The 16,744-nt window shown below is 66.2% G+C and carries 21 protein-coding genes, 1 tRNA gene and 2 pseudogenes; 18 read left to right on the forward strand and 6 right to left on the reverse strand.

Features of this window, described 5'->3' with window-relative positions; all coding sequences use genetic code 11:
* The 6 genes from VEI45_RS03905 to VEI45_RS03930 form a co-directional block, all read left to right on the forward strand.
* Positions 1 to 280: laccase domain-containing protein (locus VEI45_RS03905; RefSeq protein WP_324850319.1), on the forward strand; the 280-nt coding region annotated here is incomplete at its 5' end.
* 17 nt (positions 281 to 297) lie between these two features.
* Positions 298 to 1,089, forward strand: a complete 792-nt coding sequence (locus VEI45_RS03910) for a YggS family pyridoxal phosphate-dependent enzyme (protein ID WP_324850354.1) — start codon at positions 298 to 300, stop codon at positions 1,087 to 1,089.
* Positions 1,090 to 1,156: 67 nt separating this feature from the next.
* The gene (locus VEI45_RS03915; protein ID WP_324850320.1) at positions 1,157 to 1,819 is read left to right on the forward strand and encodes a cell division protein SepF; all 663 of its coding nucleotides are present in this window, start codon (positions 1,157 to 1,159) and stop codon (positions 1,817 to 1,819) included.
* 147 nt (positions 1,820 to 1,966) lie between these two features.
* Positions 1,967 to 2,257: a YggT family protein gene (locus VEI45_RS03920; protein WP_324850322.1), complete on the forward strand. Its 291-nt coding sequence runs from the start codon at positions 1,967 to 1,969 to the stop codon at positions 2,255 to 2,257.
* A gap of 250 nt (positions 2,258 to 2,507) precedes the next feature.
* The gene (locus VEI45_RS03925) at positions 2,508 to 3,308 is read left to right on the forward strand and encodes a DivIVA domain-containing protein (RefSeq protein WP_324850324.1); all 801 of its coding nucleotides are present in this window, start codon (positions 2,508 to 2,510) and stop codon (positions 3,306 to 3,308) included.
* A gap of 77 nt (positions 3,309 to 3,385) precedes the next feature.
* A complete protein-coding gene (locus VEI45_RS03930; protein WP_324850326.1) occupies positions 3,386 to 3,727 on the forward strand; it encodes a hypothetical protein in 342 nt (113 codons plus the stop codon).
* On the opposite strand, the pseudogene VEI45_RS03935 reads toward VEI45_RS03930, so the two are convergent.
* Positions 3,724 to 4,413: pseudogene (locus VEI45_RS03935) on the reverse strand (phosphoribosyltransferase); the annotation flags it as partial. The gene VEI45_RS03930 and the pseudogene VEI45_RS03935 sit on opposite strands and share 4 nt — an antisense overlap.
* A 212-nt stretch (positions 4,414 to 4,625) precedes the next feature.
* Here VEI45_RS03935 and VEI45_RS03940 point away from each other — a divergent pair.
* Positions 4,626 to 4,811, forward strand: a complete 186-nt coding sequence (locus VEI45_RS03940; protein WP_324850328.1) for a hypothetical protein — start codon at positions 4,626 to 4,628, stop codon at positions 4,809 to 4,811.
* A gap of 13 nt (positions 4,812 to 4,824) precedes the next feature.
* On the forward strand, positions 4,825 to 5,478 hold the full coding sequence (locus VEI45_RS03945) for a class I SAM-dependent methyltransferase (protein ID WP_324850330.1): 654 nt from the start codon (positions 4,825 to 4,827) through the stop codon (positions 5,476 to 5,478).
* Positions 5,479 to 5,543: 65 nt separating this feature from the next.
* Here the strand turns inward: VEI45_RS03945 and VEI45_RS03950 are convergent.
* A tRNA-Leu gene (locus tag VEI45_RS03950) sits at positions 5,544 to 5,629 on the reverse strand.
* 155 nt (positions 5,630 to 5,784) lie between these two features.
* Here VEI45_RS03950 and VEI45_RS03955 point away from each other — a divergent pair.
* Positions 5,785 to 7,140: a M20/M25/M40 family metallo-hydrolase gene (locus VEI45_RS03955; protein ID WP_324850332.1), complete on the forward strand. Its 1,356-nt coding sequence runs from the start codon at positions 5,785 to 5,787 to the stop codon at positions 7,138 to 7,140.
* A gap of 37 nt (positions 7,141 to 7,177) precedes the next feature.
* Positions 7,178 to 7,708, forward strand: coding sequence for a YbhB/YbcL family Raf kinase inhibitor-like protein (locus VEI45_RS03960; protein ID WP_324850334.1), 531 nt, complete (start codon positions 7,178 to 7,180; stop codon positions 7,706 to 7,708).
* A gap of 3 nt (positions 7,709 to 7,711) precedes the next feature.
* On the opposite strand, the gene VEI45_RS03965 is transcribed toward VEI45_RS03960, so the two are convergent.
* Genes VEI45_RS03965 through VEI45_RS03975 form a run of 3 tightly spaced genes read right to left on the reverse strand, consistent with a single transcriptional unit; the run spans position 7,712 to position 10,040 of the window.
* Positions 7,712 to 8,773: a quinone-dependent dihydroorotate dehydrogenase gene (locus VEI45_RS03965; RefSeq protein ID WP_324850356.1), complete on the reverse strand. Its 1,062-nt coding sequence runs from the start codon at positions 8,771 to 8,773 to the stop codon at positions 7,712 to 7,714.
* A 32-nt stretch (positions 8,774 to 8,805) separates the two neighbouring features.
* On the reverse strand, positions 8,806 to 9,060 hold the full coding sequence (locus VEI45_RS03970) for a DUF5703 family protein (protein WP_324850336.1): 255 nt from the start codon (positions 9,058 to 9,060) through the stop codon (positions 8,806 to 8,808).
* Entirely contained in the window at positions 9,057 to 10,040 is a 984-nt protein-coding gene (locus VEI45_RS03975) for a hypothetical protein (protein WP_324850338.1), read from the reverse strand. The genes VEI45_RS03970 and VEI45_RS03975 overlap by 4 nt, the downstream gene beginning before the upstream one ends.
* Positions 10,041 to 10,258: 218 nt before the next feature.
* Here VEI45_RS03975 and VEI45_RS03980 point away from each other — a divergent pair, with 218 nt between their 5' ends.
* The 8 genes and pseudogenes from VEI45_RS03980 to VEI45_RS04015 all read left to right on the forward strand — a co-directional run.
* The gene (locus tag VEI45_RS03980; RefSeq protein WP_324850340.1) at positions 10,259 to 10,573 is read left to right on the forward strand and encodes a hypothetical protein; all 315 of its coding nucleotides are present in this window, start codon (positions 10,259 to 10,261) and stop codon (positions 10,571 to 10,573) included.
* A gap of 40 nt (positions 10,574 to 10,613) precedes the next feature.
* On the forward strand, positions 10,614 to 11,444 hold the full coding sequence (locus VEI45_RS03985) for an undecaprenyl-diphosphate phosphatase (protein WP_324850358.1): 831 nt from the start codon (positions 10,614 to 10,616) through the stop codon (positions 11,442 to 11,444).
* A complete protein-coding gene (locus tag VEI45_RS03990) occupies positions 11,441 to 12,133 on the forward strand; it encodes a histidine phosphatase family protein (RefSeq protein ID WP_324850342.1) in 693 nt (230 codons plus the stop codon). Before VEI45_RS03985 ends, VEI45_RS03990 begins: the two co-directional genes overlap by 4 nt.
* 54 nt (positions 12,134 to 12,187) lie before the next feature.
* Positions 12,188 to 12,775, forward strand: coding sequence for a DUF3090 domain-containing protein (locus VEI45_RS03995; RefSeq protein ID WP_324850344.1), 588 nt, complete (start codon positions 12,188 to 12,190; stop codon positions 12,773 to 12,775).
* Positions 12,759 to 13,574 carry an SCO1664 family protein gene (locus VEI45_RS04000; RefSeq protein WP_324850346.1) on the forward strand — a complete coding sequence of 272 codons (816 nt, stop codon included), beginning with the start codon at positions 12,759 to 12,761 and terminating at the stop codon, positions 13,572 to 13,574. Before VEI45_RS03995 ends, VEI45_RS04000 begins: the two co-directional genes overlap by 17 nt.
* Positions 13,575 to 13,700: 126 nt before the next feature.
* Positions 13,701 to 14,468: a 3'(2'),5'-bisphosphate nucleotidase CysQ gene (locus VEI45_RS04005; protein ID WP_324850348.1), complete on the forward strand. Its 768-nt coding sequence runs from the start codon at positions 13,701 to 13,703 to the stop codon at positions 14,466 to 14,468.
* A gap of 80 nt (positions 14,469 to 14,548) precedes the next feature.
* A complete protein-coding gene (gene mshC, locus VEI45_RS04010) occupies positions 14,549 to 15,802 on the forward strand; it encodes a cysteine--1-D-myo-inosityl 2-amino-2-deoxy-alpha-D-glucopyranoside ligase (RefSeq protein WP_324850350.1) in 1,254 nt (417 codons plus the stop codon).
* Positions 15,803 to 15,858: 56 nt separating this feature from the next.
* Positions 15,859 to 16,548 (forward strand): annotated as a pseudogene (locus VEI45_RS04015) (response regulator transcription factor); the annotation flags it as partial.
* Here VEI45_RS04015 and VEI45_RS04020 read toward each other — a convergent pair.
* Positions 16,511 to 16,744 (reverse strand): MMPL family transporter (locus VEI45_RS04020; protein WP_324850352.1); only part of this gene is annotated, 234 nt, incomplete at its 5' end. The pseudogene VEI45_RS04015 and the gene VEI45_RS04020 overlap by 38 nt on opposite strands.

Here is a 16,744-nt window from a genome sequence, read left to right on the forward strand (position 1 = left end):
TATCTCGGCTCTGCTCGGCCCCGCGGTCAGCGGTCGTAATTACGAAGTGCCCGCGGCGATGGCCGACGAAGTCGAGGCGGCGTTGCCCGGCAGCCGCACCACTACCGCGGCCGGCACTCCCGGCCTCGACCTTCGGGCCGGAATCGCTTGCCAGCTCCGGGATTTGGGCGTCACATCGATCGACATCGATCCACGCTGCACGGTGGCCGACCCGACACTGTTCAGTCATCGCCGGGATGCACCGACCGGGCGGCTGGCGTCGCTGGTCTGGATGGAGTGACCGACATGGCGGTGGACATGCCGGCCCCCGGAAACCATGGAATCCAGGGAAACCAGGGAAACCGCGAATCGGAATTGACACATGCGTTGGCGGCTATCCGATCGCGCCTTGCGGCTGCCGCCGAAGCGGCGGGCCGCAATGTTGGCGAAATTGAACTTCTACCCATTACCAAATTCTTTCCAGCAACCGATGTCGCGATTTTGTCCCGATTGGGTTGTCGGTCCGTTGGCGAATCCCGGGACCAGGAAGCTTCGGCGAAGGTCGCCGAAGTCGCCCGGTTGGCAAGTAGTTCCTCCCGGGCGGACTTAGCCGAAATCCACTGGCACATGGTGGGCCGCATCCAGCGGAACAAAGCACGGTCGCTGGCCCGCTGGGCGCACACCGCCCATTCGGTTGACAGCCCTCGGCTGGTGACCGCGCTCGACCGGGCGGTGTCGGCGGCACTCGCCGAGGGCCGCCGGCAGGGGCCGCTGCGGGTCTACGTCGAGGTCAGCCTGGACGGCGATGTGTCTCGTGGCGGCGTCGACATCACCGCGCCCGGGGCGGTCGACCAGGTCTGCGCGCAGGTGGAGGAATCGAAATGCCTGGAACTGGTCGGGTTGATGGGCATCCCGCCGCTGGACTGGGCCCCCGACGAGGCGTTCGACCGGCTGCAATCGGAACACCGCCGGGTGCTCGAATCGCACCCGAACGCGGTGGGTCTGTCCGCCGGCATGTCCAGCGATTTCGAGATCGCCGTAAAACATGGTTCGACGTGTGTGCGTGTCGGTACCGCGCTATTGGGCCCGCGGCGGCTACCGTCACCGTGAGTAGTCACTGTAGTCACACCTTCATCACAGACACCAAAACTCCCAGGGGCTTAGAAGGGGTTACGCAATGAGCACACTGCACAAGGTCAAGGCCTACTTCGGTATGGCTCCCATGGAGGACTACGACGACGAGTATTACGACGACCGCGCGCCCTCCCGCGGTTTCCCGCGTCCCAGGTTCGACGAGAATTTCCAGGGGTATGGCCGCTACGAAGGCCGCTTTGAAGGGCGCGACTACGACGACCCGCGCGGCGAGGCGGCGGACTACCCGCCGTCGAGCGGTTATCGCGGCGGCTACGGGGAGGAGCCCCGTTACAGTCCCCACCCGCGCGAGTTTGACCGGTCGGACATGAGCCGCCCGCGCCTCGGGTCGTGGTTGCGCAACTCCACCCGCGGCGCGCTGGCGATGGATCCACGCCGGATGGCGATGCTCTTCGAGGAGGGCAGCCCGCTGTCCAAGATCACCACGCTGCGGCCCAAGGACTACAGCGAGGCCCGCACCATCGGGGAGCGGTTCCGCGACGGCACCCCGGTGATCATGGACCTGGTCTCGATGGACAACGCCGACGCCAAACGGCTGGTCGACTTCGCGGCGGGGCTGGCCTTCGCGCTGCGCGGTTCCTTCGACAAGGTCGCGACCAAGGTGTTTTTGCTCTCGCCCGCCGACGTCGACGTCTCGCCTGAGGAGCGCCGACGTATCGCAGAGACCGGCTTTTACGCCTACCAGTAGCCGCCGGCCGGCTCGGGCTCCGCGCCGGTCTGTTGCTGGGCGGATGTGTATGGGCCGCTTGAGTCGGTAGGCTGGCGTTGCCGTGCTGGCCGCAGCCGGGGCTGTCGTCAAAGTCACATCTTCTTCATCACTAAGGTCGGGCTCTCGTTGACGCTGTTCGTGCACATCGTTGGTTTCGCGCTTTTCATCTTCTGGCTATTGCTTATCGCTCGGGTCGTCGTCGAGTTCATCCGATCGTTCAGCCGGGACTGGCACCCGCACGGTGCCACCGTGGTCATCCTCGAGATCATCCTGTCGGTCACCGACCCGCCGGTGAAGCTGCTGCGCCGGCTGATACCGCAGCTCACTGTGGGTGCGGTTCGTTTCGATCTGTCCATCATGGTGCTGTTGCTGCTGGCGTTCATCGGCATGACAATGGCGCTGGATTATCACGCCTGAAACCGCGAACCTGCCACCGGTTCGCGAAAACTGCGGGCCCGGACGGTTTGCCGGGTTGGATTTGGTTTGCTTAAGGCACGGATTTGTCGCCTCTTAAACTTTGAAATTCGGTCTTATTTATCGGGCGAATCGGGAACCGGCGGGTCTGGTGTGACAGGATGGGCGGCAGTTGCAGTATGGCTACGACGACGTTCACGCCGACCTACACTTTCCTAGTCGGTTTGACTGTCCACACTTGAGGGGGCTAAGAATGCCGCTGACACCCGCCGACGTCCACAATGTGGCGTTCAGTAAGCCGCCGATTGGCAAGCGTGGTTACAACGAAGACGAGGTCGACGCCTTCCTCGACCTGGTGGAAAACGAGTTGACCCGGCTCATCGAGGAGAACTCCGACCTGCGTCAGCGGGTCAATGAGCTGGACCAGGAGCTGGCCAGCGCCCGGGCCAGCGGCACCAGTGCTCAAGCCACCCAAGCCATTCCGCTGTACGAGCCCGATCCCGTCAAGCCGCCGCCGCAGCCCGCCCCCCAACCTGAGGCCGGTGTTATCGGCGAGGAGCAGGCGATGAAGGCGGCCAGGGTGCTCAGCCTGGCCCAGGACACCGCCGACCGGCTGGCCAACACCGCCAAGGTGGAGTCGGAGAAGCTGCTGGCTGACGCCCGGGCCAACGCCGACCAGATCGTCGGCGATGCACGTCGCGAAGCGGAGACCACGGTCGCCGAGGCCCGACAGCGCGCCGACGCGCTACTGGCCGACGCGCAAACCCGCTCCGAGACGCAGCTGCGCCAGGCTCAGGAGAAGGCCGATGCATTGCAGGCCGACGCCGAGCGCAAGCACTCCGAAATCATGGGCACGATCAACCAGCAGCGAACTGTGCTGGAGGGTCGCCTCGAACAACTGCGCACGTTCGAACGCGAGTACCGCACAAGACTGAAGACGTACCTGGAGTCTCAGCTCGAAGAGCTTGGCCAGCGCGGATCGGCGGCACCGGTCGACTCCAGCGCCACTAATGAAGCCGCTGGGTTTAACCAGTTCAATCGAGGTAGTAACTAACTCGGCGGAAGGTGCCGGCAAGGCGGTGGGTATCCTGCCGTGTTGGCAGTCTTGCCCCGTCGGCTGGAGGTTTACCGATGCTGATTATCGCGCTGGTCCTAGCGGTGATAGGCCTTGCTGCGTTGGTGTTCGCGGTTGTCACCAGCAATGAGTTGGTCGCCTGGGTATGTATCGGTGCCAGTGTGTTGGGCGTGGTGCTGCTCATCATCGATGCGCTCCGGGAACGTCAGCGACGCGAGGCCGGCGCGGCCACCAAGGAATCCGGCCCGACAGAGGGTCATGGTTCGCACGGTGGTGATGAAACTGCGGACTACCCCGAGGAAGCGCTCGATGAGGGAGATGAGGCGGTGGAAACCGCGGATTCGGCATCCGATGCGGACTCCGCAGACAGCGTCAGCGACGAGCACAACACCCGCTAGGACTCAACCTGCCACGGCGGGGTGGCGAGCAGTTCACGAACCTCGTCGTCGGTGACCTGGTGGAAGTCGACAAAAACCTGTCCCACCGCCTCGAAATCGGCCGGCATTGTCGCGCACACCACGTCGTCGGCCTCCCGCGTCAGCTCCTGGCAGACCGACTGCGGCCCAACCGGCACTGCGACGACGATCGAGTCCGGTTTACTCGCCTGCAGCGCGCGCACGCCCGCGAGCATGCTTGCACCGGTGGCAATCCCGTCATCAACCAAAATCACGGTCTTGTTGTGCGGGTCGGCGACCGGTCGTCCGCCGCGATAGGCACGCTCCCGCCGGTCGAGTTCAACGGTTTCGCGGTCGATGACCGCGCGCACCTGGTCGTCGCTGATGCGAAGGCTGGACACCACGTTGTCGTTCATGACGACGCCGCCGCCGCTGGCCAGCGCACCCATCGCCAATTCCGACCAATGCGGCACGCCGAGCTTGCGCACCAAGAACACGTCGAACTCCGCGTGAAGCGCCGCGGCGACTTCCCAGCCGACCGGAACGCCGCCGCGAGCCAGCCCGAGGACGAGCAGCCCGTCCTTGTCTCGGTAGGCGGCCAGTTCCTCGGCTAGCACGCGGCCGGCTTCCCGACGGTCGCGGAACGTGCGTCGGGATGCTCGCCGCAGAAAGCCACCAGATCGATTCATGGTCGTACTCGCCGTTGTCTGTGTTACTTGCTAAGTCGCAGCTTACGACCGGTTTCGCCGCGCCGAGCCGGCTTGGCAAAGAGATGTGCCGGTCCGTCGCGTTGTTCCCGTCTTGGGCTTCCCGTGCGGGCACACGGGGGAACCCGATGCTAGCGGGCCACGCAAAGGCTTTTCGCTTGAATTATGTCATAAAATATGCCAATATATGTGGTATGACCACAACTGTCGAGGAGTTGATCCAAGCCGCCACCGATGCCAGACGCATCGCCCAAAAGGCCATCGAGCTGGCCGTGCGGGAGGCCCGTGCCGCTGACTGGTCCTGGGACCAGATCTCTGCCGCACTGGGCGGAAAGCCGAACGGGGAGACACTGCGGCGCAACTTCGGCTCCGGAGAGTAGGGGCCGACGAGCCATGAACCCGCGGGCACTACGTGTCCTATATGAGGTACTGGCCGCCGCAGGACTCAATCCGGCGCTCGCGGCCGCCGACGTGCCGGACACCCGGCTTGTGGAACTAGTGGAAGGTGCAAATCGACTGCGGCCGGGCCGCGCGCTGGACCTAGGTTGCGGAACCGGTCGTAACACCGTTTACCTGGCACGCCACGGCTGGTACGCGGTCGGCATCGACATGCTGGGCCGCGCGATCGATAAGGCTGGTTCTCGGGCCGTCGGCGCCGCCGCTTCGGCCAGATTCATCCAAGGCGACGTCACCAGGCTCAATGACCTTGGTATCGGCGACGGCTACGACCTGGTTGTCGACAGCGGCTGTTACTACGGATTGTCCGGACAACAGCGCGACGCCTACGCGGCCGGCGTCACTCGGGTGGCAGCTCCAAACGCGCTGCTGCTAATGGCCGGGTTCACCAAGATCCCCGGCGTGGCTGCCGGGATAAGCGAAGACGACCTACGCCGACGATTCGACGGCTGGCGCATCCAGACCAACGCGCAGGTTTCCGCCGATGAAATCGTGCGACACACCCACATCCCATTTCCGCTGAAGGCAGCCCTGCGCAGCGGTCGCCTGGACATCCGCCGCTTCGAGCTGATCCGTATCCAGCGGCCATGATGAATTTGCATGTGGGACTTGGTCACTCGCAGCGTGAAGCATCACATCACAACGGCGTATGCGGGTGTCCGAGGGGGGACTTGAACCCCCACGCCCATTAGTAGGGCACTAGCACCTCAAGCTAGCGCGTCTGCCATTCCGCCACTCGGACTCGAGGTCAATCAATTGGCAGCTAAGGCTATCGGATTGGCCTGCTCGCACCCAAACCCACCTCGGTGGTGACGCCGGCCTAGCGGGTGCTGAGGTGGAGACGGCCCCGTTTGCGGGTACGCCGCCCGTAGACGCCGCGCGGCCGGGTCGGTCGCAATGGTAGGAAAGGTGACTGTGACGGTGCCAACCGAAACACCCGTCGACGAAGTAGTGGACGTTGTCAGCAGGCTGATCAGGTTCGACACTACCAACACCGGCGATCTGGAAACCACCAAGGGCGAGGCCGAATGTGCCCAGTGGGTTGCCGCCCAATTGGAAGAGGTCGGCTACCAGGTCGAATACCTGGAGTCCGGTGCGCCCGGACGCGGCAATGTATTCGCCCGCCTCAAGGGTGCCGACAGCTCCCGTGGCACGCTGCTGATCCACGGGCATCTTGACGTGGTGCCCGCGGAGCCGGCCGAGTGGAGCGTGCACCCATTCTCCGGTGCGGTCGAGGACGGCTACGTCTGGGGCCGCGGCGCGGTCGACATGAAGGACATGGTCGGCATGATGATCGTGACGGCCCGGCAATTCCGGCGGGCCGGCGTCGTGCCGCCGCGGGATCTGCTGTTCGCCTTCGTTGCCGACGAAGAAAACGGCGGGAAGTACGGTGCGCAATGGTTAGTCGATAATCGGCCCGACCTGTTCGACGGCGTCAGCGAAGCGGTTGGCGAGGTCGGCGGGTTCTCGCTGACGGTGCCGCGCCGCGATGGCGGCGAGCGTCGGCTCTATCTCATCGAGACCGCGGAAAAGGGGCTGCACTGGATGCGGCTGACCGCGCGCAGTTGGCCGGGACACGGCTCGATGACCCATGACCACAACGCCGTCACCTGGATCGCCGAGGCGGTGGCGCGGCTGGGTCGCCACCAGTTCCCGCTGGTCGTGACCGAAACCGTCGTGCAGTTCCTGAAGGCCATCACCGAGGAGACGGGCCTGACGTTCGACATCGAGTCGCCCGACCTGGCTGGGACGATCGACAAACTCGGTCCGATGGCCCGCATGCTTAAGGCGATCCTGCACGACACCGCCAACCCGACGATGCTCAAGGCCGGTTACAAAGCCAACGTGGTACCGGCGACCGCGGAGGCCGTGGTGGACTGCCGGGTGCTTCCCGGCCGGCTAGCGGCGTTCGAGGCGGAGGTCGACGAGATCATCGGCCCCGACGTGACCCGCGAATGGATCACCAACTTGCCGTCGTACGAGACCAGTTTCGACGGTGACCTGGTCGACGTGATGAACGCCGCGCTGCTGGCAGTCGATCCCGACGCCAGGACCGTGCCCTACATGCTTTCCGGCGGTACGGACGCAAAAGCCTTCGCGCGCTTGGGTATTCGTTGCTTCGGCTTCACCCCGTTGCGACTGCCCCCGGATCTGGATTTCGCCTCGCTGTTCCACGGCATCGACGAACGGGTACCCGTCGACGCGCTTAGGTTCGGCACCGAAGTGCTGACACACTTCTTGACACACTGCTAGCCGCAAGCTGAGCTAATCACACGAGAGGGGATCGACCATGATCGCACCACCCGACCCGTACGCTGCACTGCCGAAACTGCCGTCGTTTCACCTGGAGTCGGCGTCGATCACCGACGGGCAGCCGCTGGCGACACCGCAAATCAGCGGGATTTTAGGTGCCGGCGGCGAAGACGTCAGCCCGCAGCTGAGCTGGTCCGGATTCCCCGACGAGACTCGCAGCTTCGCCGTGACCGTCTATGACCCGGATGCCCCGACCCTGTCCGGTTTCTGGCACTGGGCGGTGGCCAACCTGCCCGCGTCGGTCACCGAGTTGCCCGACGGTGCCGGCGACGGCAGTGACCTACCGGGTGGAGCGCTGACGCTGGTCAACGATGCCGGTATGCGCCGCTACGTCGGCGCTGCGCCGCCGCCGGGCCACGGGCCGCACCGCTACTACGTCGCCGTACATGCGGTCGATGTCGACGAACTCGATCTCACCGAGGACGCCAGTCCCGCATACCTGGGCTTCAACCTGTTCCAGCATGCGATCGCCCGAGCCGTAATCTACGGAACCTACGAACAGCGCTGATCGTCACCGGGTCGCTGACCCAACAGCCTCGCTCAACGAGGAAAATCCTCCGTCGCGCAGCCGAACAGCAAGGCCGTCGTGAATGTGCTTGGCCCACAAGCCTCCGCCGTAGATGAAGCCGGTGTACCCCTGCAGCAACGACGCCCCGGCCGTGATGCGGTCCCAGGCGTCGTCGACGGTCTCGATGCCACCGACGCTGATCAGCGTCAGCCGGTCGCCGACCCGGCCGTAGAGTCGTCGCAGCACCTCGGCGGCACGGTGCGCCAACGGCGGCCCCGAGATGCCGCCGCTGCCCAGTCGCTCGACATCAGCGCTGCTCAGCCCGTCGCGCGACACCGTGGTGTTGGTAGCGACGATGCCCGCCAGACCCAACTCGACTGCCAGGTCGGCGATGTCGTCGATGTCGGAGTCGGCGAGATCCGGTGCGATTTTGACCAGTACCGGCGTCGAGGTCTCGGCAAGCACCGCCGACAGGATGCCGCGCAGTAACTCGACCGCCTGCAAATCGCGTAGCCCCGGAGTATTCGGCGAGCTGACGTTGACTACCAGGTATGCGGCCAGCGGCCCGACCAGCCGGGCACTGGCCCGGTAGTCTTCGGCGGCGTGCTCCGGCGGGGTCGACTTGGTCTTGCCGATATTGACGCCGATCGGCACATCGGGGCTATGCCGTGCCAGCCTGGACGCCAGCGCAGCGGCGCCATGATTGTTGAAGCCCAGCCGATTGAGTAGCGCGCGGTCGGCCGGCAGCCGGAACAGCCGAGGAGCCGGGTTGCCCGGCTGGGGGTGCGCGGTGACGGTGCCGATCTCGGCGTAGCCGAATCCGATTGCACCCCAGGCCTTTAGCCCGATGCCGTCCTTGTCGAAGCCTGCGGCAAGCCCCAGCGGCCCTGGGAAGCGCACCCCGAACACCGTGCTGGCCAACACCGGGTCGGTCGGCGCCAGCCGTCGGCTCAGGCGCCGCCGTACCGGCGCAGCGCTGGTGAGGACACGCAGCGCGGCGAACACCAGTTCGTGGCTGCGTTCGGGCGGCACCAGGAACAGCAACCGGCGGAGCACACCGTATATCTGATGACGGTCGTCGCGCGGAGCGCTCACCGTCACAGTTCCGGCTGGTCGGGCCGGGCGTTATCGATGCGAGACTTCTTGCGGCGCAACAACACCCGCCGACTCCCATCGGTATACAGCCGCACCCGAGTCAGCTCCCAGCCGCGGTACTCCGCTTCGATGGACAGTCGGGTCGAGGCGCTGAGCCTGGTCACCTCCGGCGGCAGGCGCAACGGCACCCACTCGTATTCGTCGGACAGCTCGCTGTCCCAACCCGCCGGCAACCGGCTGCGTCGTGTCGTTGTCAATGTGGGCCCGCCGCCGCGTGCTCGATGACCTGAACGCCCCCGCCGGAACCCGACACCACATACAACGTGCCCGCGGCATCGTCGAACGCCAGCGTGTTGGGTTGCTGCACGGTTGGGTACCGTACCTTTTCCACAGGGATTCCGGTTGACAGATCGTACCCAATGACCATATTCGTCGACGTCTGCGACACCCAGGTCAGCCCGCGAGACCCGGCCAGGCCAGCCGGGGACTGTCGTACCGGGTAGGCCTGACGCAAAATCAGCGGGTCGACACCGAACACCAGCAGCTCGCCGCCGCGGGTGTCGGTCACCAGTAACCGGCCCGCGGGATCGGCCACCATCGTGGTGGCGCCCTGGCCGGCGCGTAATGCCTGCCCGACCTTACCGTCGGCGCGGATCGTGCTGACCGATGTCTGCTCACGATCCAACACTGCCACGGTATTTCCTTGTGCTGCAAGAGAATCGACATGAGCGAAGATCTTCGTCCGGTTGCTGGCGGTCGGCCGCCCGGGCGCGAGCATGTACACCGTGCCGTCGGCGGTGCCCAGCGCCATCGTGCCGTCGGCGCGCCGGGCGATCGCGGTGAAATCGACGTTCTCCGCGCCGCTGATACCGACTCGGGCGACTCGTCCAGCCGACAGATCGACCACGAAGTAGCCGCCGCGGGTGGACAGATACGCAGTGCCGCCGCCGTCACCGGTCAGCCCGGTCGCCGGGCCGGGCAGATCGATGACGCGCGAAGAGCTTTGCCGAGAGCCCATCACAGTGATGTTCGCGGGTGCTGTGGCGGTCGATCCGGACGTCAAGATCACCAACTGCGCTGTGCGGCCGTCGAATACGGCCGCCTGCGGCTTGCCGTCCAACCGATGCACCATACCTGCCGGAGCCTGCGACAGTGGGGGTGAAACGGCTGGCTGCGCAGGCTCGATCGTGGGCGGGGTTCCCTCGAGCGTCTTAGCCGAACATCCCGCTGTGAGCATCAGGAAAAGCAGCAGGCCAGCGGCCTGCCGACGACCGATATGTGCACTGTGTTTGCAATGTGGTGGCACAGGGTCAGCTTCGGATATCTAGGGGGCGATCGACGTAGCGGGGTGTCCAGACGGTAATCGGATTGGAGTCCGATCCTAGGGAACATCGACGGGTTGGACCCGGGCTCGCCGCGCAAACCGAGGGGTCGGCCGCGGGGTATGGTCGCGGTATGAGCGCCCCCGCCCAACGCCAATTCCCTGATCCGGGGTTTGCTATCGAAGACATGTGGCTTGGCGTCTTCTCGACCAAGGTGTTGGCCAGCGGTTTCGGTCAGGTTGGTGATGGCCGCAGCTTTGCTTTCCGCATCGAAGGTCAGTGGCTCCTCGTCGAGGTGTACCGGCCTCGGCTGAACGGCCCGGTTCCGCAGCCCGAAGATGTCGCCACCACCCTGCGGTGCAACGTCGTCGACGTCGACGTCACCGACGAGCGCAGCCTGGCCGCCGCCGTGCGCGACGCGGTCGCCCTCGCCGAGGTCTCCAGCTAGATCACCCGGTACGGTCGTCGTCGTGACTGCGGCGCCGGCGATGTCTTGGTGGCAGGTTGTCGTTTTAGCCGTGGTTCAGGGTCTGACCGAGTTCTTGCCGGTGTCGTCGTCGGGCCACCTGGCGATCGTGTCGCGGGTTTTCTTTGCCGGTGACGCCGGAGCGTCGTTCACCGCGGTGACCCAGTTGGGCACCGAGCTCGCCGTATTGGTCTATTTCGCCCGCGACATCGCGCGGATCAGCAAAGCATGGTTCAACGGCCTGCTGGTCGCCGCGCACCGCGACGCCGATTACCGGATGGGTTGGTACGTCATCATCGGGACGATCCCGATCTGCATCCTCGGTCTGTTCTTCTCCGACGAGATCCGCTCGGGCGTGCGCAACCTGTGGGTGATTGCGACAGCGCTAGTGGCGTTCTCGGCGGTGATTGCGCTGGCCGAGCGTCTCGGGCGGCAAAGCCGGCACGTCGACCAACTGAACTGGCGTGATGCCCTTGTCGTCGGCATCGCCCAGACTCTGGCATTGGTCCCGGGCGTTTCGCGGTCGGGAGCGACCATCAGCGCTGGGCTGTTGCTCGGTCTCCAGCGGGAGTTGGCTGCCCGCTTCGGTTTCCTGCTGGCCATTCCGGCGGTGTTCGCGTCTGGGTTGTTCTCGCTGCCGGACGCGTTCCACCCGGTGCTCGAGGGGATGAGCTTGACGGGCCCGCAGCTGCTGGTCGCTACCGTGATCGCGTTCGTGGTCGGCCTCGCCGCGGTTGCGTGGTTCCTTCGGTTTCTGGTGCGCCACAGCATGTATTGGTTCGTCGGCTACCGGGTGGCCGCCGGTTTGGGTGTGCTGATCCTGTTGGCGGCAGGGGTGGTGAGCGCAACATGACCGTCATCCTGTTGCGGCACGGCCGGTCCACGTCGAACACCGCGCACGTGCTGGCCGGTCGTTCCGAGGGCGTCGAGCTGGACGACAAAGGCCGTCAGCAAGCCACGGAATTAGTCGATCGGGTCGCCGAGCTGCCGATCCGGGCGGTGGTCTGCTCACCGATGCCGCGATGTCGGCGCACGATCGAGCCGCTCGCCGAGGTGCTTGGCGTCGAGCCAGTCGTCGACGACCGGTTCGCCGAAGTCGACTATGGCGAATGGACTGGCCGCAAGATCGCCGATCTGGTCAAGGAGCCGCTGTGGGGCGTGGTTCAGGCGCATCCCAGCGCGGCGGTGTTTCCCGGCGGTGAGGGGCTGGCGGAGGTGCAGGCTCGTGCAGTCGCCGCCGTCCGCGACCATGACGCGCGGCTGGCCGAGCAGCATGGCGGCGACGCGCTGTGGCTGGCCTGTACTCACGGCGACGTCATCAAGGCCGTCGTCGCCGATGCGCTTGGCCTCCACTTGGACGGCTTCCAACGGGTTTCCGCCGATCCGGCATCGATGAGTGTGATCCGTTACACCCGGCTTCGCCCGTTCGTGCTGCACGTGAACCACACCGGGCCGCGGCTGACGTCTGCGCTGACGGCTGCTCCATCACCCGGCGGTGAGGCGCCGTCTGGCGATGCGGTCGTCGGCGGCGCCACCGACTGAGTCTGGTGGGAGAATTTACGACTCTGCCGCAACTGCCGGTATTTTGGAACTGCCATGTCTCGCGCGATTCACGTCTTTCGCTCACCCGACCGCTTCGTCGCCGGGACAGTTGGCCAGCCCGGAAACCGCACTTTTTACCTGCAGGCGGTGCACGACTCCCGAGTGGTTTCGGTGGTGCTGGAGAAGCAGCAGGTCGCAGTGCTTGCCGAGCGCATCGGTGCCCTGCTGTTGGAAGTCAACCGCAGGTTCGGCACACCGGTTCCGCCGGAGACCACCGAGGTCGAGGACCTCAGCCCGTTAATCACACCGGTCGACGCGGAATTTCGGGTCGGCACCATGGGGCTGGGATGGGATTCCGAGGCGCAAACCGTGGTGGTTGAACTGCTGGCCGTCAGCGACACCGAGTTCGACGCATCCGTGGTTCTCGACGACACCGAGGAGGGGCCTGACGCCGTGCGGGTCTTCCTGACACCCGAGTCCGCGCGGGAGTTCGCCACCCGTTCCAACCGCGTCATCTCCGCGGGCCGTCCGCCGTGCCCGCTGTGCGATGAACCGCTGGACCCCGAGGGACACATCTGTGCCCGGACGAACGGCTACCGGCGCAGCGCCTTGCTCGGGCCAGACGATGACGCCGAGGACTGACGATCGCGAGGTCCTGCGCCGCGGCGAGTTGACGGTTCTGGGACGCATTCGGTCGGCGAGCAACGCCACCTTCCTGTGCGAGTCGGCGCTGGATGGACGCAGCGTGCACTGCGTGTACAAGCCGGTCGCCGGTGAGCAGCCGCTGTGGGACTTTCCCGACGGCACCCTGGCCGGCCGAGAACTCGGCGCGTATCTGGTGTCAGCGCAATTGGGCTGGAACATTGTGCCGTACACCATCATTCGCCACGGGCCGGCCGGTCCGGGCATGCTGCAGCTATGGGTGGAGCAACCCGGTGACGCACCCGATTCAGACCCTGGGCCAGGGCCAGATCCGGTCGACCTGGTTCCGGCTGACAGATTGCCGCCCGGCTATCTGCCAGTTTTGCGAGCGTATGACTACGCCGGCGAGCCGGTCTCGCTGGTTCACGCCGACGACATCCGACTCTGGCGGATGGCGGTATTCGACGTGTTGATCAACAACGCTGACCGCAAGGGTGGCCACGTGCTCCGCGGTGTCGACGGCGGCATTTACGGCGTCGACCACGGGGTGTGCCTGCACGTCGCGGACAAGTTACGCACCGTGCTGTGGGGGTGGGCCGGCAAGCCTCTCGATGACAACACCCTGGACACGGTGGCCAAACTGAGCGACGCGCTGGCCAGCCCGCTCGGGGACGCATTGGGCGAACACATCACCAGCGCCGAGATCGCGGCGCTGCACCTGCGCGCCCGCGTACTGCTGGACAACCCGGTGATGCCCGCTCCGGACCGGCACCGCCCGATTCCGTGGCCCGCGTTCTAGGTTTCCGCGGGTGGCCAGGCGCGCGGCGCGCCGAATCGGCGTTTTCGTCGCCGCGACCACCTGTTCTCTCCGCGAGAAGCAAGCCGAACACGCAGGAACCGCGGGCGGTACCGGATACTGGACCGGATGAGCCCAGACGTGACGGACGCAGCGCTGGCTGCCGGCCTGGCCGAAGAGGCAGGCCGGCTGTTACTGGCGGTGCGCGACCACGTCGGCTTCGACCACCCGTGGATGCTTGGCGATGAGGGTGACAGCCAAGCCAATTCGTTACTGCTGAGGCGGCTGCGCGCCGAGCGCACCGGCGACGCGGTGCTCAGCGAAGAGGCTTACGACGACCTGACCCGGTTGCGGGCCGACCGGGTTTGGATCGTCGACCCGCTGGACGGAACCCGCGAATTCTCCTGGCAGGGACGAGACGACTGGGCCGTGCACGTGGCGTTGTGGCAGCGCCACGGCAGCGCAGGCGGAGCGATCACCGACGCCGCGGTGGCGTTGCCTGCCATGGGGGAGCTGTACCGCAGCGACACCGTCACGGCGCCGACAACGGTGCACTCCGGGCCGATCCGGATCACCGCCAGCTCCAACCGGCCCCCGGCTGTGCTGTATCACCTGGCCCGACGGCTTGACGTGGAATTCGTGCGGATCGGTTCGGCCGGGGCCAAAGCGATGTCGGTGGTGCGCGGCGACGCCGACGCCTACATCCACGCCGGCGGCCAGTGGGAATGGGATTCGGCCGCGCCGGCGGGTGTGATCCTGGCCGCGGGCATGCACGCGTCGCGGCTGGACGGCTCCGAACTGGTGTACAACCGTCCCGACCCGTATCTGCCCGACTTTCTGATGTGTCGCCCGGAACTCGCCGACCTGCTGCTGGGTGCCATCCGGCTGGCCAGCTGAGCCGACGCTCAAACCGATTGCCCGACTTCTCCTCAGCCCGCTCTGCGGGCTGCATCGTCGTCGGGCCTAAAGTCGACGGTATGCAGTCCTGGCCTTCGGCACGCCTACCGACAGTGCCGGGACGCGGCCCGGAGCTGCGGTTGTATGACACCTCCGACCACCAGGTGCGCCCGGTGGTCGCCGGGCCGACGGCCACTATGTACGTGTGCGGGATCACGCCGTATGACGCCACCCACCTCGGCCACGCCGCCACCTATCTGACGTTCGATCTGATCCAGCGGCTTTGGCTGGACCTCGGCCACGATGTGCATTACGTGCAGAACGTCACCGATGTCGACGATCCACTGTTCGAGCGGGCCAACCGCGACGGTCTTGACTGGCGTGACCTGGCAGCCCGTGAGGTGTCACTGTTCCGCGATGACATGGCAGCGCTGCGGGTGCTGCCGCCGCGCGAATACGTAGCCGCGACTGAGGCGGTCGCCGAGGTCGTCGAGCTGGTGGAAAAGATGCTGGCCTCGGGGGCGGCCTACGTCGTCGACGATCCGGAGTATCCCGACGTCTACTTCCGCGCCGACGCCACGCTCCAGTTCGGCTACGAATCCGGTTACGACCGCGACACCATGCTGGCTCTGTTCGCCGAGCGCGGCGGCGACCCGGACCGACCGGGCAAGAACGACCAACTCGACGCGCTGATGTGGCGCGCCGCGCGGACCGGCGAGCCGAGCTGGCCGTCGCCGTTCGGCCCCGGCCGACCGGGTTGGCACGTCGAGTGCGCGGCGATCGCGCTCAGTCGCATCGGCAGCGGCCTGGACATCCAGGGCGGTGGCAGCGATCTGATCTTCCCGCATCACGAGTTCACCGCCGCCCACGCCGAATCCGTCAGCGGGGAGCGACGATTCGCCCGACACTATGTGCACGCGGGCATGATCGGCTTGGACGGGCACAAGATGTCCAAGAGCCGCGGCAACCTGGTTCTGGTGTCGGGCTTACGCGCTCAGGGCATTGAGCCGCTGGCCATCCGCTTGGGCCTTCTGGCCGGCCACTATCGCGCCGACCGCGACTGGAGCGCCGACGCGCTGGAGGCGGCAAACGCGCGGCTGCACCGGTGGCGCACCGCAGCGACGTTGCCCGCGGCCCCGGACGCCGCCGACGTCATCGCCCGGCTGCGCCGCTATCTCGCCGACGACCTTGATACGCCCAAAGCGCTTGCTGCACTTGATGGTTGGGCCACCGACGCGCTCGAATACGGCGGCCACGACGCCGAGGCGCCGCGGGCAGTGGCGACGGCGGTGGATGCGCTGCTGGGGGTAGACCTGTCATCGCCGCGGAAATAGGAGGTAGGTTGCGGCCATGACGTCAGCGAACTCGCAAGTCGTATTCATCACACAGTTCGGAGCAAGCCTACGGACCGCAGGTCGCGGTGTTCTTGCCGGAACTTGAGCTGGCCCGGGCCTGGGAGCGGGCGGCCGTCGGCCAGACCACGGCCGCCCGGATGCACGCTGTCCGTGCCGCGCAGATCGCGCACCAATCCGGGATGGACGCTGTCGAGATGTCTGCGCTGCATACCGCGGTCCGGTACGGCGACCGTTCGCAGAGCGCGAGGCTGGCGGAACTCGCCACGACGCTGAACACTCCGTTGGCGGAGGCGATCGCGACCCATGCTGGCGGCCTGGCCGACCACGACGGCGATCTGCTCGACGGTGCGGCAGCTCGGTTCGCCGATCTGGGTGCGGTGGCACTTGCCGCCGACGCGGCCGCCCAGGCGGCGGGCGAACACGCCCGCACCGGCCACCGTGGCAAGGAAGTCGAGTCGTCGACCCGGGCATACCGGCTGGCCGGCCAATGTGGCCTACGCACACCGGCGGTTGAGGCCGCGGCCCGCCCGCTGCCGATCAGCGGCCGGGAACGCGAGATCGCGATGCTGGTCGCGGCCGGGCTGTCCAACCGCCAGATCGCCGATCGGTTGTTTGTCTCGGTACGGACCACGGAGGGACACCTCTACCGCATCTTCGCCAAACTCGGCATCAACGGCCGCGACCAGCTCATCCACCTACTAAACCTGGATCGGCCTGAGGCGTAAGACGATCGGGTGCGCGACGCACGATTTGGCCCCCGCCGTCCTGCCGTGAAAAGCCAAGCAATTGACTGGCCGGGCGTGGGCGCACTATTTGCGGCCACCAGAACCAACGTCCGAGTAGCGCGGCGATAGATGGTGTCATGAACGAGCGCACGACCAGGGTGTCGAACAGCAGGCCCAGGCCGATGGTGGTGCCGAC

This window comes from Mycobacterium sp., from assembly GCF_035623875.1.
Classification (GTDB): Bacteria; Actinomycetota; Actinomycetes; order Mycobacteriales; family Mycobacteriaceae; genus Mycobacterium.

Coding starts and splice junctions, on each gene's coding strand:
- VEI45_RS03910 (WP_324850354.1), top strand. CDS start 298: ATGCCGGCCCCCGGAAACCATGGAATCCAGGGAAACCAGGGAAACCGC.
- VEI45_RS03915 (WP_324850320.1), top strand. CDS start 1,157: ATGAGCACACTGCACAAGGTCAAGGCCTACTTCGGTATGGCTCCCATG.
- VEI45_RS03925 (WP_324850324.1), top strand. CDS start 2,508: ATGCCGCTGACACCCGCCGACGTCCACAATGTGGCGTTCAGTAAGCCG.
- VEI45_RS03930 (WP_324850326.1), top strand. CDS start 3,386: ATGCTGATTATCGCGCTGGTCCTAGCGGTGATAGGCCTTGCTGCGTTG.
- VEI45_RS03940 (WP_324850328.1), top strand. CDS start 4,626: ATGACCACAACTGTCGAGGAGTTGATCCAAGCCGCCACCGATGCCAGA.
- VEI45_RS03945 (WP_324850330.1), top strand. CDS start 4,825: ATGAACCCGCGGGCACTACGTGTCCTATATGAGGTACTGGCCGCCGCA.
- VEI45_RS03955 (WP_324850332.1), top strand. CDS start 5,785: ATGGTAGGAAAGGTGACTGTGACGGTGCCAACCGAAACACCCGTCGAC.
- VEI45_RS03960 (WP_324850334.1), top strand. CDS start 7,178: ATGATCGCACCACCCGACCCGTACGCTGCACTGCCGAAACTGCCGTCG.
- VEI45_RS03975 (WP_324850338.1), bottom strand. CDS start 10,040: ATGCTCACAGCGGGATGTTCGGCTAAGACGCTCGAGGGAACCCCGCCC.
- VEI45_RS03980 (WP_324850340.1), top strand. CDS start 10,259: ATGAGCGCCCCCGCCCAACGCCAATTCCCTGATCCGGGGTTTGCTATC.
- VEI45_RS03985 (WP_324850358.1), top strand. CDS start 10,614: ATGTCTTGGTGGCAGGTTGTCGTTTTAGCCGTGGTTCAGGGTCTGACC.
- VEI45_RS03990 (WP_324850342.1), top strand. CDS start 11,441: ATGACCGTCATCCTGTTGCGGCACGGCCGGTCCACGTCGAACACCGCG.
- VEI45_RS03995 (WP_324850344.1), top strand. CDS start 12,188: ATGTCTCGCGCGATTCACGTCTTTCGCTCACCCGACCGCTTCGTCGCC.
- VEI45_RS04000 (WP_324850346.1), top strand. CDS start 12,759: ATGACGCCGAGGACTGACGATCGCGAGGTCCTGCGCCGCGGCGAGTTG.
- VEI45_RS04005 (WP_324850348.1), top strand. CDS start 13,701: ATGAGCCCAGACGTGACGGACGCAGCGCTGGCTGCCGGCCTGGCCGAA.
- mshC (WP_324850350.1), top strand. CDS start 14,549: ATGCAGTCCTGGCCTTCGGCACGCCTACCGACAGTGCCGGGACGCGGC.